The organism is Streptomyces sp. NPDC002032 (assembly GCF_042890765.1).
In the GTDB taxonomy this organism is placed as follows: domain Bacteria; phylum Actinomycetota; class Actinomycetes; order Streptomycetales; family Streptomycetaceae; genus Streptomyces.
The window spans coordinates 266997-280064 of record NZ_JBIASM010000006.1; the positions used below are offsets into that span (position 1 = coordinate 266997).

The window sequence follows — 13068 nt, forward strand, 5'->3', positions numbered from 1 at the left end:
TTCCGACCTGCGCACTTCTAGCGTGACGGCATGACCCCTCATGTCACCGGCGCGACCGTCAAGGCCGCCGACCGCGCGCACGTCTTCCACTCGTGGTCCGCCCAGGCCCTGATCGACCCGCTGGCCGTCGCCGGGGCCGAGGGCTCGTACTTCTGGGACTACGACGGGAACCGCTTCCTCGACTTCTCCTCCCAGCTGGTCAACACCAACATCGGCCACCAGCACCCCAAGGTGGTCGCGGCCGTGCAGGAACAGGCCGCCCGGCTGTGCACCCTCGCACCCGGCTTCGCCGTGGACGTCCGCTCCGAGGCCGCACGCCTCATCGCCGAGCGCACCCCCGGGGACCTGGACAAGATCTTCTTCACCAACGGCGGCGCCGAGGCCGTCGAGAACGCCGTGCGGATGGCCCGGCTGCACACCGGCCGCCAGAAGGTGCTCTCCACGTACCGCTCGTACCACGGGGCCACCGCCGCCGCGATCAACCTGACCGGCGACCCGCGCCGCTGGCCCTCGGACACCGCCTCCGCCGGCGTCGTCCACTTCTGGGGCCCGTTCCTCTACCGCTCGCCCTTCCACGCCGTCACCGAGGCCGAGGAGTGCGAGCGCGCACTCGCGCACCTCGCCGACACCCTCGCCTTCGAGGGCCCGCAGACCGTCGCCGCCATCATCCTGGAGTCGGTGCCGGGCACGGCCGGCATCATGACCCCGCCGCCCGGCTACCTCGCCGGCGTGCGCGAGCTCTGCGACCGGTACGGCATCGTCTTCATCCTCGACGAGGTCATGTCCGGCTTCGGCCGCACGGGCAAGTGGTTCGCGGTCGAGCACTGGGACGTCACCCCCGACCTGATCACCTTCGCCAAGGGCGTGAACAGCGGCTACGTGCCGCTCGGCGGCGTGGCCATCTCCGGCGCCATCGCCGAGACCTTCGCCACCCGCCCCTACCCGGGCGGTCTGACCTACTCCGGGCACCCGCTGGCCTGCGCCGCCGCCGTCGCGACGATCAACGCGATGGAGGAGGAGGACATCGTCGGCAACGCCGCCCGCATCGGGTCCCAGGTGATCGGCCCGGGGCTGGCGGACATCGCCGAGCGCCACCCCTCCGTCGGGGAGGTCCGGGGCCTCGGCACCTTCTGGGCCCTGGAACTCGTACGGGACAAGGAGACGCGCGAGCCGCTCGTCCCGTACAACGCCTCGGGCGCCGCGAACGCGCCGATGGCCGAATTCGCCGCCGCCTGCAAGGCGTCCGGACTGTGGCCCTTCGTCAACATGAACCGGACGCACGTCGTCCCGCCCTGCACCGTCACGGAAGCCGAGGCCAAGGAGGGTCTGGCCCTCCTCGACGAGGCGCTGACGGTGGCCGACCGGCACACGGCGGGCGGCTGATCGTCCGCATAACGATCGGTACATCCGCATAACGGCGAGGAAACCGTTCGGTTTCAGCCGCGCTGCCTGGCCTAAGGTGTCCGAAGATCTACGGAGGAGACGGACCCCTATGCCAGGCAGCGGAAGCGGAGCTGTCACCCGCAACACCCTTCGGCAGCAGATCGCGGACGCGCTGCGCGACGAGGTGCTGGCGGGGCGCCTGCCGCCGGGGACCGAATTCACGGTCAAGCAGATCGCCGAGCAGTACGAGGTCTCGGCGACCCCGGTGCGCGAAGCGCTGGTCGACCTCTCGGCGCAGGGACTGCTGGAGTCCGTGCAGCATCGGGGCTTCCGGGTGCGCACGTACACCGTCGACGACTTCCGGGGGATGCTCGAGGCCCGGACGCTGATCCTGGACGGGGTCTTCCGCCGCCTCATGGAGCGCGGGGTCGCCCCCGGCGCCGCCGAGATGCTGGTGTCGGTACGGCGCCGCGCGGAGGAGGCCCGGCGGGCCGTGCGCGACGGATCCCTCGAAGTGCTGATCGGCTACGACCTGCGGTTCTGGCGGGAGCTCAGCGGGCTGGTCGGCAACCCCTACATATCGGAGTTCCTGCACCGCATCCGGGTGCAGTGCTGGGTCTTCTCCGTTCCCCACCTCCAGGGTGCGCCCCAGCTGCGGACCGCGCTGTGGGACGGGCACAACGAGCTGGTGGACGCCGTGACGCTGGCCGACCCGGACGAGGTGCGCCGCCTGGTGCGGGCCTACAACCAGCACGGGCTGGACTGGGCCGCCGGGCTCTGAGGCCCCGCGCCGCCCCCCGCGCCGCCCCCCGCGCCGCCCCCCGCGCGCGTCCCGCCCGCGTCCCGGGTTCTGCGCACCCCTTCGCGGAGGGTGTCCGGCGCATTACTCTGGCCGGATCGGCGGCAACGACTGATCGGAGCCCGCGTGGCCTGTGACCTGTGGCTGGTCCCCCTTGTCGACGTGCTGTGCCACAGCCCCGACAACCCCTTCGCGGAAGAGATCGCCTCGTACGACAAGGCGCTGGGCGCGGCGGGTCTGCCGTCGGTGCCCGTCTTCGCTTACATGCCGGGCCTGAGCGGGGACGTGGCCCCGGTCGCCGGTTTCGACTACGACGCCCTGCACTTCCTGCGGCGGGCGTACCTGCTCCAGATCTGCGGACTGCCGGTGACGCCGGTGGACGAGCTGGGCGGAGACTACGAGCAGCTGCTGGAGATGTTCGAGCCGACGGCGCAGCAGTCGCACCTGGTGTGGCACTACGACCACGCCGGGGCGTACGTCCCGGTGGACTTCGCGGCCCCGCTGGCCAACGAGGAGCTGCTGGCCGGGGGCGGTCCGCTGGGGTCGGCGCAGGGGCTGCTGCGGGAGCTGGCCTTCGTGGCCCCGGCGATCGGGATAGACCCGGGCAACCCGCCGGCCGCGCCCGCGCCGCCGGGGAGGCCGACGTCGCTGGAGGAGCCGGCCGGGCCGATCCCGTACGACGCGAGTCCCTTCGCGCGGGAGCGGCACGTGTGGCTGGGCCTGCACGCGGCGGCGACGCGCAGCCTCGGCCAGGGCTCGATGATCATCTTCAGCTGACCGGAGCGCGGGCGGCGCGGTCCGTACGGGCCGCGCCGCCCCGCCCCACCACCCCGGACGGCCGACTCAGCGCCCGCTCACCGCGGCTGCTCCGGCGGCCGCTGGCGCGGCATGTTCGGCCGCGTGCCCGGGGGCAGCGGAAAGCGCGCCGGGGGAACGTACGCGTCCGGCCGCGCGGCGGAGCCGGCCAGGGACTGCATCACCAGCGGCGCCGGTCCCGAGCGGAACTCCACCATCCAGTCCGCCGTCTCCGAGCGCACCAGCTCCGTGACGTCCTCGGAGAAGCGCCGCAGCACCGTCAGGCAGCGCTCCGCGGCCTCGCTCGCCGTGCCCTCCGTCGGGCCGAGCACCTCGCGGACGTTCTCCGAGGCCCAATCGAACTGGAGGGTCTGCAGGCGCCGCTGCACCGCCTGGGCGGTGGCGACGTCCCGCATCCAGCCCGAGGTCAACCCGAAGAACCGGTCACAGGCCAGGCAGGCGGCGGCCAGCAGCAGCGACAGGTACCCGTACGAGGCCACGCCCGGCGCCGAGCCCGTCAGCTCCAGCAGCGGCATCGCGGCGCCCGCGACGGCGCCCACGGCCGCGCCCACCCGCAGGGTCCGCGCGCCCCGGCGCTTCCACGCCCGGTCGGACAGGTACCACTCGGCGGTGCGCAGCGCGTCGGCCTCCACCCGCCGGTAGAGCTCGTCGAGCCGCTCGGCGGGTTCGCCCCAGTCCCCGAGCGGGAACGGCCGGCCGGTCAGGTCGCCGTCGCCGTCCTCCGCGGGATCCCGGGGTGGCCCCTCGGGCTGCATCTCCGGCTGACTCACCCGGCACTCCCTCTGCCCTGCGCTGACATCTCGTGGTGCGCGTGTGCGCAATGGTGCGCATGCTCTTCCTACCTTCGAATGACACGCGATGGACAACGAATCCGGGGTTTTCCGCCCGCACGGAGCCCTGCGACGGGTACGCGCACGCCCCGACTCTCACTCGAAAGAGTTGGTCCTCCCGGCGTAGGGCGCGGCGCCCGGGGAGCACGTAGGCTCGGATTGACCGAGCGTTCCCGAGGGTCTTCGTGACGTAGGAGTGAGTACCTGTGATTCCCGGTGGTGGCCAGCCCGACATGCAGCAGCTGCTTCAGCAGGCCCAGAAGATGCAGCAGGACCTCGCAGCGGCCCAGGAGGAACTGGCGCTGGCGGAGGTCGAGGGCCAGGCCGGAGGCGGTCTGGTGAAGGCGACCGTCACCGGTTCCGGTGAACTGCGGGCGCTGGTGATCGACCCGAAGGCCGTGGACCCGGAGGACACCGAGACCCTCGCCGACCTGGTGGTCGCGGCGGTCCAGGCGGCCAACGAGAACGCGCAGACCCTCCAGCAGCAGAAGCTGGGGCCGCTGGCCCAGGGCCTGGGCGGCGGCAGCGGCATCCCCGGCCTCCCGTTCTAGTACCGAACCCCAGAAGATCCAGAGAGAGAAGGCAGTCCGTTGTACGAAGGCGTGGTCCAGGACCTGATCGACGAACTGGGCAGGCTGCCCGGCGTCGGGCCCAAGAGCGCGCAGCGGATCGCCTTCCACATCCTGCAGGCCGAACCGGTCGATGTCCGCCGCCTCGCGCACGCGCTGCTGGAGGTCAAGGACAAGGTCCGGTTCTGCGCGGTGTGCGGGAACGTCGCGCAGGAGGAGCGGTGCGGGATCTGCCGCGATCCGCGGCGCGACACCACGGTCATCTGCGTGGTCGAGGAGCCGAAGGACGTCGTCGCGATCGAGCGGACCCGCGAGTTCCGGGGCAAGTACCACGTCCTGGGCGGAGCGATCAGCCCGATCGAGGGCGTCGGTCCGGACGACCTGCGGATCCGCGAGCTGCTGGCGCGGCTCGCGGACGGCACGATCACCGAGCTGATCCTCGCGACCGACCCGAACCTGGAGGGCGAGGCGACCGCGACCTACCTCGCCCGCATGATCAAGCCCATGGGCCTGAAGGTCACCCGTCTGGCCAGCGGGCTCCCCGTCGGGGGAGATCTGGAGTACGCGGACGAGGTCACGCTCGGGCGGGCCTTTGAAGGAAGGCGACTTCTCGATGTCTGACGCAACGCTGCACGCCCTGGGACAGGATCCGGACGACTTCGCCGCCTCGATCGCGGACCAGATCGAGTCCTTCATCGTCGCGGTCACCGAGGTGGCCAAGGGCGAGGACCCGGACAGCGCGGTGCCCTTCCTCCTCCTGGAGGTGTCCCAGCTGCTGCTGGCGGGCGGCCGGCTGGGCGCGTACCAGGACGTCCTGCCCGAGGAGCGCTACGAGCCCGACCTGGGCCCGGAGCCGGACGTGGACGACCTGCGCGAGCGCTTCGCGGTCATGCTGGAGCCGGTCGACGTCTACTCCGAGGTCTTCGACCCGTACGAGCCCCGCAAGGCCCCCGTCGCGCACCGGATCTCCGACGACCTGGCCGACGTGGTCGCCGACCTGCGGCACGGGCTCATCCACCACCAGGCGGGCCGGGTCACCGAGGCGCTGTGGTGGTGGCAGTTCTCGTACTTCACCAACTGGGGTCCGACGGCCTCGGCGACCCTGCGCGCCCTCCAGTCGCTGATCGCGCACGTCCGTCTCGACCAGCCCCTGGCGGCCCTGGACGGGCTGGACACGGACGAGGACCTGACCGAGGAGGAGCTCGCCGAGCAGGCCGGGCTGGTCATGGCGGAGGAGCTCGGACAGCTCGGCCGCAAGTAGCCGGAGCGCTCCGCGGGGCAACCGGAACTCTGATCTTTTCGTCTCATGATGTGGTACGAGGCGGTCGGATCCCGACCGCTCGTTACACTGCACCAGCAATGAGACGGACCGAGCGAGGAGCGCACGTGGGCCTTGTCGTGCAGAAGTACGGAGGCTCCTCCGTAGCCGATGCCGAGGGCATCAAGCGCGTCGCCAAGCGGATCGTGGATGCCAAGAAGAACGGCCACCAGGTGGTCGTCGTGGTTTCCGCGATGGGCGACACGACGGACGAGCTGATCGATCTCGCCGAGCAGGTATCTCCGATGCCTGCGGGGCGCGAATTCGACATGCTGCTGACCGCCGGAGAGCGGATCTCCATGGCCCTGCTGGCCATGGCGATCAAAAACCTGGGCCACGAGGCCCAGTCGTTCACCGGCAGCCAGGCAGGCGTGATCACCGACTCGGTCCACAACAAAGCGCGCATCATCGATGTGACGCCGGGCCGGATCCGCACCGCGCTGGACGAGGGCAACATCGCCATCGTCGCGGGCTTCCAGGGGGTGTCCGCGGACTCCAAGGACATCACCACCCTCGGCCGGGGCGGCTCGGACACCACCGCCGTGGCGCTGGCCGCGGCGCTGGACGCCGAGGTCTGCGAGATCTACACCGATGTCGACGGCGTCTTCACCGCGGACCCCCGCGTCGTGAAGAAGGCCCGGAAGATCGACTGGATCTCCTCCGAGGACATGCTGGAACTGGCCGCGTCCGGTTCCAAGGTGCTGCTCCACCGCTGTGTCGAGTACGCCCGCCGCTACAACATTCCGATCCACGTGCGCTCGTCCTTCTCCGGGCTGCCGGGCACCTGGGTCAGCAACGAGAATCCCAACGTTTCGCAAGGGGACGAGCAGGTGGAGCACGCCATCATCTCCGGAGTCGCTCACGACGTCTCCGAGGCCAAGATCACCGTCGTCGGCGTTCCGGACAAGCCGGGCGAGGCCGCGGCCATCTTCCGCGCGATCGCGGACGCCGAGATCAACATCGACATGATCGTCCAGAACGTGTCGGCGGCCTCCACGGGCCTGACGGACATCTCCTTCACCCTCCCCAAGACCGAGGGCCACAAGGCCATCGACGCCCTGGAGAAGGCGAAGGGCCAGATCGGCTTCGACTCGCTGCGCTACGACGACCAGATCGGCAAGATCTCCCTGGTCGGCGCGGGCATGAAGACGAACCCGGGCGTCACCGCCTCCTTCTTCCAGGCGCTGTCCGACGCGGGCGTGAACATCGAGCTGATCTCGACCTCCGAGATCCGCATCTCGGTCGTCACCCGCCAGGACGACGTCAACGAGGCCGTCCGCGCCGTGCACACGGCCTTCGGCCTCGACTCCGACAGCGACGAAGCCGTCGTCTACGGAGGCACCGGACGATGACGGCGCCCCGGTCCTCCGGCCCGGCGCTCGCCGTGGTCGGGGCGACCGGAGCGGTCGGCACGATCCTGCTCCAGATCCTGTCCCAGCGGGCGGACGTCTGGGGCGACATCCGCCTGATCGCCTCACCGCGCTCGGCCGGCCGCGTGCTGGCCGTCCGCGGGGAGGAGACCGAGGTGCTCGCCCTCACCGAGGACGCCTTCGACGGCTTCGGCGCGGGCGACATCGCGCTCTTCCTGACCCCGGCGGAGGTCTCGGCGCGCTGGGCCCCCGTCGTGACCGCGCGCGGCACCGTCGTGGTGGACCAGTCCGCCGCGTTCCGGGAGGACCCCGAGGTGCCCCTGGTGGTGCCCGAGGTGAACGCCGGTGCCGTACGGACCCGGCCGCGCGGCATCGTCGCGGGCCCGGACTGCGTCACCGCCGCGATGATCGCGGCCCTGGGCGCGCTGCACGCCGAGTACGGGCTGGCCGAGCTGGCCCTCTCCTCGTACCAGGCCGCCAGCGCGGCGGGCCGGGCCGGCAGCGAGGCGCTGCGCCGGCAGCTCTCGCTGGTGGCCGGGACCTCCCTCGGGGAGCAGCCCGGGGACGTGCGCCGGGCCGTGGGCGAGGACACCGGCCCCTTCGCCGCCCCGCTCGCGCTGAACGTGGTGCCCTGGTCCGGGGAGCTTCGCGAGGACGGCTGGTCCTCGCACGAGCTGGCCGTACGGGCGGAGACCCGGCGGATCCTGGGGCTGGACGCGCTGCCGGTCGCCGTGACCTGCGTACAGGTTCCCGTGCTGACCGGGCATTCCCTGACCGTACGGGCCCGCTTCGAGCGGGAGGTGAGCGCGGGGCACGCCCGGGAGATCCTGGAGGCGGCGCCCGGGGTGGTGCTCGTCGACGATCCGGCGGCGGGGGAGTTCCCCACGCCCGCGGACGCGGCCGGTACGGACCCGGCGTGGGTGGGACGGGTGCGGGCCTCGCTCGACGACGCGCGCTCCCTGGAGTTCTTCGTGTGCGCGGACAACCTGCGCAAGGGTGCGGCGCTGAATGCCACTCAGATCTCGGAACTGCTCGCGGGTGAATTCGCGTAATCGCTTTGTAGGATCGGCTCCGATCCCTTGATCAAGGTGATGGCCCGACTGCCGCCTGGATAAATGGGGCAATTGGGAAGAGCGGTTACGCATGAAGGCAATGGGGAAATTGCTGGTTACTCTGCCGCACGCGTACAACCCTGACGGGGGGACGGGTGTCCAACGGGCGTGGCAGAGGCACTGTTGGAGTGGTCCGTCCTACCGGCGCGCACCGGGATCGCTGCGTCGCGCCGTCGAACCGGTGCGCCCGCGGACCCCGGCGGGCCCGGTGGGCTCCCGGTGATGGTGCCCGTCCCGCCGGCGAGCGTTCCGGTCACCGCGCCGTCCGTCCTCCCGCCCCGGGGCGGCCGCGTGCCCGCGCCCCGCGATAGCGCGCCCGCCGAAGGGACCGCGGGCGCCGCCGGGACGGTCGCCGCCGACGGGGCACGGCCGGTCGTGGCCGGCACCACGGTCGACCACCTCACCGAGACCTACCAGGCCCACTACCGCTCCCTCCTGGGTCTGGCCGCCCTCCTGCTCGACGACACCGCCTCCTGCGAGGACGTGGTCCAGGAGGCCTTCATCCGCGTCCACTCGGCCCGCAACCGGGTGCGCGACCGGGACAAGACGCTGGCCTATCTCCGCCAGACCGTCGTGAACCTCTCGCGTTCGGCACTGCGCCGCCGCATCCTCGGTCTCAAGCTGCTGTCCAAGCCCATGCCGGACATGGCGAGCGCCGAGGAAGGGGCGTACGACCAGCTGGAGCGCGACGACCTGATCAAGTCGATGCGCGGACTCCAGCGCCGCCAGCGCGAGGTGCTCGTGCTGCGGTACTTCGCGGACATGACGGAGGCCCAGGTCGCCGAGACGCTCGGCATATCGCTGGGCTCGGTCAAGGCGTACGGATCGCGGGGCATTGCCGCGCTGAGGGTGGCGATGGAGGCCGCGCAGTCATGAGCGACGACGAGAAGAACCCGCCGGGCCCGGCCGGCCGCCCGGCGGGCCGCCCGGCCGCCGACGAACGGGCCCTGCGCGCCCTGCTGGCCGGAGCCGTGGTGGGCCTGGAGCCCTCGGACGGGGCCCTGGAGCGGTTGCGCCACGCGGTGCCCGCCCGCCGGGCCCGCAAGCGCCAGGCCCTCGTCGGCGCGGCCGCGGTGGCCCTGCTGGCCGGTACGGCGATCCCGGCCGCCCTGCACCTGGGCACGGACCAGGGGGCGGCCGCCGGGCACTCGGCGATGGCCGGTCACGGCGAGGCCCGGGACGGCACGACGGGCGGCCCCGCCGATCCGCGTCAGAACGGCTCGGGCGACGGGGGCAAGGGCGCCCCGAGGGCGGCCAGGACTCCGAGCGCGGGCCAGGAGACCGGCGGCGCCGGGACCGGCCCGTCCCCGCAGGCGAGCGCGTCCCCCTCCGGCGGCACGGTGGCGGGCAGCTCCGCCGCCGGGGCCACCGCGGGCACCACGAGCGGCGCCGGCAACGGACCGCAGCCCCCGGCGGGCGCCGCCCCCGGGGTGCCGGCCTGCACCGCCGGACAGCTCGGGGTGGCGGGCAGCGCCCGCGCCCCCGAGTCCGACGGCAAGGTGCTCGGCAGTTTCAAGGTCACCAACGTCTCCGCCCGGGGCTGTACGGTCACCGGCCCGGACACCGTGACGGCGGTCCCGCTGCCCGCGACCCCGCCGCCCGCGCAGGCGCCCGGGGTGACGGTGACGGGCCACACGGCGGGGGACCCGGCCAGCGGGCTGCTGCCCGACCCGTCGGCGGAGGCCCCGGTGCTGGTCCTGGAACCGAACAGGGCGTACGAGGTGCGGTTCGCCTGGGTGCCGTCCGCGCGGTCCTGCCCGGCGGCGAGCCCCGGCCCGTCGGCCAAGCCGGCCCAGTTCGGCGAGGCCCGGACCCCGGCCCGGCAGCCGGACGGCGCCGGAGCCCCGGCCACCTCGGGGGCGGCGGGCGGTGACGCGGCCGCGGCGCAGGGCGCGGAGGCGGGGACCGGCGCGCAGGGGGGCGCGGGAGTGGCGGTCTCGCACACCCCGGCCAGCGGGGATCCGGTCACCCGGACCACCATCGCGGACGCGTGCGGGGGGACGGTCTACCGGACGGGCATCATTCCGCAGGCCGCGCCGTAGCGGGGGCTCCTTCGCGGGCCCCGGCGGCGTCGGCGGCTTCGGGGGCCTCGGCGGCTTCGCCGGCCTCCGGCGCGGCCGCTACGGGCGCCGGGAGCAGTCCGGCCTCGGCGTCGCGCAGGGTCTCCACGTCACGGCGGTAGAGCCGGAACCACATGAACAGCACGAAGGCGACGAAGACGAACCACTCGCCGGTGTAGCCGAGGTTCTGGAAGGCCTTCAGGTCGAGCCCGGTGTTGAGGGGGGCCTTCGCCGGCACCGGGATCATGCCGTCCGCCGGCGTCTGCACCGTCAGCCAGGCGTCGTAGAGCGGGTCCTGCACCAGGTTGACCAGCGTGGCCGCGCCGATCACCCCGACCTGCCCGGCCGGCAGTCCGCCCTGGGAGTGCACGCCCTTGGTGCCGGAGTTCTCGGAGGCCTGGAGGGCTCCCGTCACCTCGGTCCGCCCGGCCGGCGGGGCCGGGGCCTTCGCCGGGTCGGGCGTGCCCGGCAGCCAGCCCCGTACGACGGGGACGGTCTTGCCGGTGTCGGTGCGCAGCAGCGTCAGGACGTAGAAGCCGGTCTTCCCGTCGACCTCCCGGTCCGGGACGAGGAGCTGCTGTCCGTACTCCCCGCTCGCCGAGGCGAGGCGTCCGGAGGTCTTCGTGTCGACCGGCAGCAGCGAGTCCAGCGGCGCGGCCGGCTGGTCGGCGGGGCGTTCGGCGGTCGCCTCCCGGTGGCTGCCGACACGGTCCTCGAACCGGCCGAGCTGCCAGGTCCCCATGAACAGGCAGAAGGGGATGGCGAGCGCGACGAAGACGTTGATCCCCCACCAGCGCGGGGTCAGGAGAAACCGGTGCACCCCACCACCGTACGGGGGGTGCACCGGCGGGCCGTCTCCGGGGCTCAGCGGGGCAGGTGCTTGAGCGCGAATTCCAGGTCCATGCGGACCTGCTTGATCCGCTCCTCCACGACCAGCGAGCCGTGTCCCGCGTCGTAGCGGTACACCTCGTGGACGGCGCCGCGTGCCGCGAGCCGGTCGACGTAGTTGTCGATCTGCCGGATCGGGCAGCGGGGGTCGTTGACGCCCGCCGCGATGTGGACGGGGGCCTTCACCGCGTCGACGTACGTCAGCGGCGAGGAGGCCGCGAAACGCTCCGGGACCTCTTCCGGCGTCCCGCCGAAGAGGGTGCGGTCCAGGGCCTTCAGCGCCTCCATCTCGTCGTGGTACGCCGTCACGTAGTCGGCCACCGGTACGGCGGCCAGCCCGACCGCCCAGGCGTCCGGCTGGGTGCCCAGGCCCAGCAGCGTCAGGTACCCGCCCCAGGATCCGCCGGACAGCACCAGGCGGGCCGGGTCGGCGAGGCCGGCGGCCACGGCCCACTCCCGGACGGCCGCGATGTCCTCCAGCTCGATCAGGCCGACGCGGTGCTTGAGGGCGTCGGTCCACTCCCGGCCGTAGCCGGTGGAGCCGCGGTAGTTGACCCGGACCACGGCGAAACCGTGGTCCAGCCAGGCCGCCGGAGTGGCCAGGAAGGAGTCGCTGTCGTGCCAGGCCGGGCCGCCGTGGATCTCGAAGATCGTCGGGAAGGGGCCCTCACCGTGGCCGGCCGGGCGCTGCGCGAGCGCGTGGATCCGCCCACCGGGGCCCTCCACCCACACGTCCTCGACCGGCACCGAGCCCGGGGGCCGGAAACCGGGCGGGTCGAGCACGACGCCGCCCGCGGTGGACCGTACGGTGGCCGGCTCGGCCGCCGAGGACCACTGGTACTCCACCGTGCCGTCGGGGCGGGCCGTCGCGCCCGACACCGTGCCGGGGGGCGTGTCGACGCGCCGGAGCTCCCGCGCGGAGAGCTCGTAGCGCCACAGCTCGCTGCGGGCCTCGAAGCTGTGCGCGATGAGCAGGGCGGAACCGTCCGGATACCACTCGGCGCTCACGTCGCCCGGCAGGTCGACCGCGAGGTCCTCCTCGGTGCCGGTGGCGACGTCCCACACCATCGGCTCCCAGCGGCCGCGCCGCTGGTGGCCGACGAGGAGGCGGGTGTCCCCGGGGACCGGGGCGAAGCCGAGCACCTCCAGGCCGAGCTCCACGGCGCCGCCGCGGGTGTCGTCGAGCTCGGCCACGGTCTCCCCGTCGAGGGTGACCACGCGCAGCGACGAGTGCATCGCGTCGCCGTGCTCGGTGTGCTCGATGGCGAGCAGGCTCCCGTCGTGGGACAGGTCGCCGACGCCGGCCGACTCGCGGTGGCGGTAGACGACGGTGGGGGCGCTGCCGTCGGGGCGTACGACGTGGATGGTGGAGCCGTCCTCGTCGGTGGACCGGCCGACGACCGCCGTGCCGTCGCGGCCGATGGCGAGCCCGGCCGGGTAGGAGGGCTCCAGGCCGGGGGTGGCGGGTTCGTCGGGTCCGCCCGCGAAGGGCTGGCGGACCCAGGTGCCGAACTCGTCGCCGTCGGTGTCGGAGAACCACCAGATCCACTCGCCGTCGGGGGAGAGGGTGCCGTCGGTGGTGCCGTTGGGGCGGTCGGTGGCCTGGCGCTGGGTGCCGGTGGCACGGTCCCAGGCGTAGAGCTCGTAGGTCCCGGTCGCGTTCGAGACGAAGAGCGAGCGGTCCGGGGCGTCCTCCGCCCAGTCGGGGAGCCCGACGCGCGGCGCCCGGAAGCGCTTCTCCCAGTCGGGCATCTCGGGCGTCTCGGCGGCTGCGCCGGGGGTCAGATCGCTGTCGCTGGTCATGCCCTCCATTCTTGCCGCACCGGTGGGTGTGGTGCGGCGGCCGCTGTGGCGGGCGGCCGCGCCGGGTGGGGCTCCGGGTCGGGCGCCGGGTGGGGCGGCGGATGGGGCGCCGGACGGCGG

13 protein-coding genes are annotated in these 13068 nt (G+C 73.1%); 10 read left to right on the plus strand and 3 right to left on the minus strand.

Translation table 11 applies throughout. The features are described from left to right. Positions 1-30: 30 nt before the first annotated feature. The 3 genes from ACFYYT_RS17240 (at position 31) to ACFYYT_RS17250 (ending at position 2959) form a co-directional block, all read left to right on the plus strand. Positions 31-1383 carry an aspartate aminotransferase family protein gene (locus ACFYYT_RS17240; RefSeq protein ID WP_351815484.1) on the plus strand — a complete coding sequence of 451 codons (1353 nt, stop codon included), beginning with the start codon at positions 31-33 and terminating at the stop codon, positions 1381-1383. A 109-nt stretch (positions 1384-1492) separates the two neighbouring features. Beyond that, positions 1493-2164, plus strand: a complete 672-nt coding sequence (locus ACFYYT_RS17245) for a GntR family transcriptional regulator (RefSeq protein ID WP_351815486.1) — start codon at positions 1493-1495, stop codon at positions 2162-2164. A 144-nt stretch (positions 2165-2308) separates the two neighbouring features. Then, positions 2309-2959: a hypothetical protein gene (locus ACFYYT_RS17250; protein ID WP_351815488.1), complete on the plus strand. Its 651-nt coding sequence runs from the start codon at positions 2309-2311 to the stop codon at positions 2957-2959. A 77-nt stretch (positions 2960-3036) separates the two neighbouring features. On the opposite strand, the gene ACFYYT_RS17255 is transcribed toward ACFYYT_RS17250, so the two are convergent. Further along, complete coding sequence (locus tag ACFYYT_RS17255) at positions 3037-3768, minus strand: SLATT domain-containing protein (RefSeq protein WP_351815490.1); 732 nt, start codon at positions 3766-3768, stop codon at positions 3037-3039. A 266-nt stretch (positions 3769-4034) separates the two neighbouring features. Here ACFYYT_RS17255 and ACFYYT_RS17260 point away from each other — a divergent pair, with 266 nt between their 5' ends. The 7 genes from ACFYYT_RS17260 (at position 4035) to ACFYYT_RS17290 (ending at position 10239) form a co-directional block, all read left to right on the plus strand. Next, positions 4035-4379, plus strand: coding sequence for a YbaB/EbfC family nucleoid-associated protein (locus tag ACFYYT_RS17260; protein WP_351815493.1), 345 nt, complete (start codon positions 4035-4037; stop codon positions 4377-4379). A gap of 39 nt (positions 4380-4418) precedes the next feature. Continuing rightward, complete coding sequence (gene recR / locus ACFYYT_RS17265) at positions 4419-5018, plus strand: recombination mediator RecR (protein ID WP_351815496.1); 600 nt, start codon at positions 4419-4421, stop codon at positions 5016-5018. Beyond that, the gene (locus ACFYYT_RS17270; RefSeq protein WP_351815498.1) at positions 5011-5658 is read left to right on the plus strand and encodes a DUF5063 domain-containing protein; all 648 of its coding nucleotides are present in this window, start codon (positions 5011-5013) and stop codon (positions 5656-5658) included. The genes recR and ACFYYT_RS17270 overlap by 8 nt, the downstream gene beginning before the upstream one ends. 125 nt (positions 5659-5783) lie before the next feature. Then, positions 5784-7067: an aspartate kinase gene (locus tag ACFYYT_RS17275; RefSeq protein ID WP_351815501.1), complete on the plus strand. Its 1284-nt coding sequence runs from the start codon at positions 5784-5786 to the stop codon at positions 7065-7067. Next, positions 7064-8137: an aspartate-semialdehyde dehydrogenase gene (locus tag ACFYYT_RS17280; RefSeq protein WP_351815503.1), complete on the plus strand. Its 1074-nt coding sequence runs from the start codon at positions 7064-7066 to the stop codon at positions 8135-8137. Before ACFYYT_RS17275 ends, ACFYYT_RS17280 begins: the two co-directional genes overlap by 4 nt. 282 nt (positions 8138-8419) lie before the next feature. Further along, entirely contained in the window at positions 8420-9073 is a 654-nt protein-coding gene (locus ACFYYT_RS17285) for a SigE family RNA polymerase sigma factor (RefSeq protein ID WP_351815506.1), read from the plus strand. Then, on the plus strand, positions 9070-10239 hold the full coding sequence (locus tag ACFYYT_RS17290; protein ID WP_351815509.1) for a hypothetical protein: 1170 nt from the start codon (positions 9070-9072) through the stop codon (positions 10237-10239). Before ACFYYT_RS17285 ends, ACFYYT_RS17290 begins: the two co-directional genes overlap by 4 nt. On the opposite strand, the gene ACFYYT_RS17295 is transcribed toward ACFYYT_RS17290, so the two are convergent. Further along, positions 10217-11077, minus strand: a complete 861-nt coding sequence (locus tag ACFYYT_RS17295) for an SURF1 family protein (RefSeq protein WP_351815512.1) — start codon at positions 11075-11077, stop codon at positions 10217-10219. The two genes, ACFYYT_RS17290 and ACFYYT_RS17295, sit on opposite strands and share 23 nt — an antisense overlap. A gap of 44 nt (positions 11078-11121) precedes the next feature. After that, on the minus strand, positions 11122-12948 hold the full coding sequence (locus ACFYYT_RS17300) for a prolyl oligopeptidase family serine peptidase (protein WP_351815515.1): 1827 nt from the start codon (positions 12946-12948) through the stop codon (positions 11122-11124). Positions 12949-13068 lie beyond the last annotated feature (120 nt).

What these genes read in the sequence shown, in the direction of transcription:
- ACFYYT_RS17240 (WP_351815484.1), top strand. Translation starts at nt 31, where the DNA reads ATGACCCCTCATGTCACCGGCGCGACCGTCAAGGCCGCCGACCGCGCG.
- ACFYYT_RS17245 (WP_351815486.1), top strand. Translation starts at nt 1,493, where the DNA reads ATGCCAGGCAGCGGAAGCGGAGCTGTCACCCGCAACACCCTTCGGCAG.
- ACFYYT_RS17270 (WP_351815498.1), top strand. Translation starts at nt 5,011, where the DNA reads ATGTCTGACGCAACGCTGCACGCCCTGGGACAGGATCCGGACGACTTC.
- ACFYYT_RS17280 (WP_351815503.1), top strand. Translation starts at nt 7,064, where the DNA reads ATGACGGCGCCCCGGTCCTCCGGCCCGGCGCTCGCCGTGGTCGGGGCG.
- ACFYYT_RS17285 (WP_351815506.1), top strand. Translation starts at nt 8,420, where the DNA reads ATGGTGCCCGTCCCGCCGGCGAGCGTTCCGGTCACCGCGCCGTCCGTC.
- ACFYYT_RS17290 (WP_351815509.1), top strand. Translation starts at nt 9,070, where the DNA reads ATGAGCGACGACGAGAAGAACCCGCCGGGCCCGGCCGGCCGCCCGGCG.
- ACFYYT_RS17300 (WP_351815515.1), bottom strand. Translation starts at nt 12,948, where the DNA reads ATGACCAGCGACAGCGATCTGACCCCCGGCGCAGCCGCCGAGACGCCC.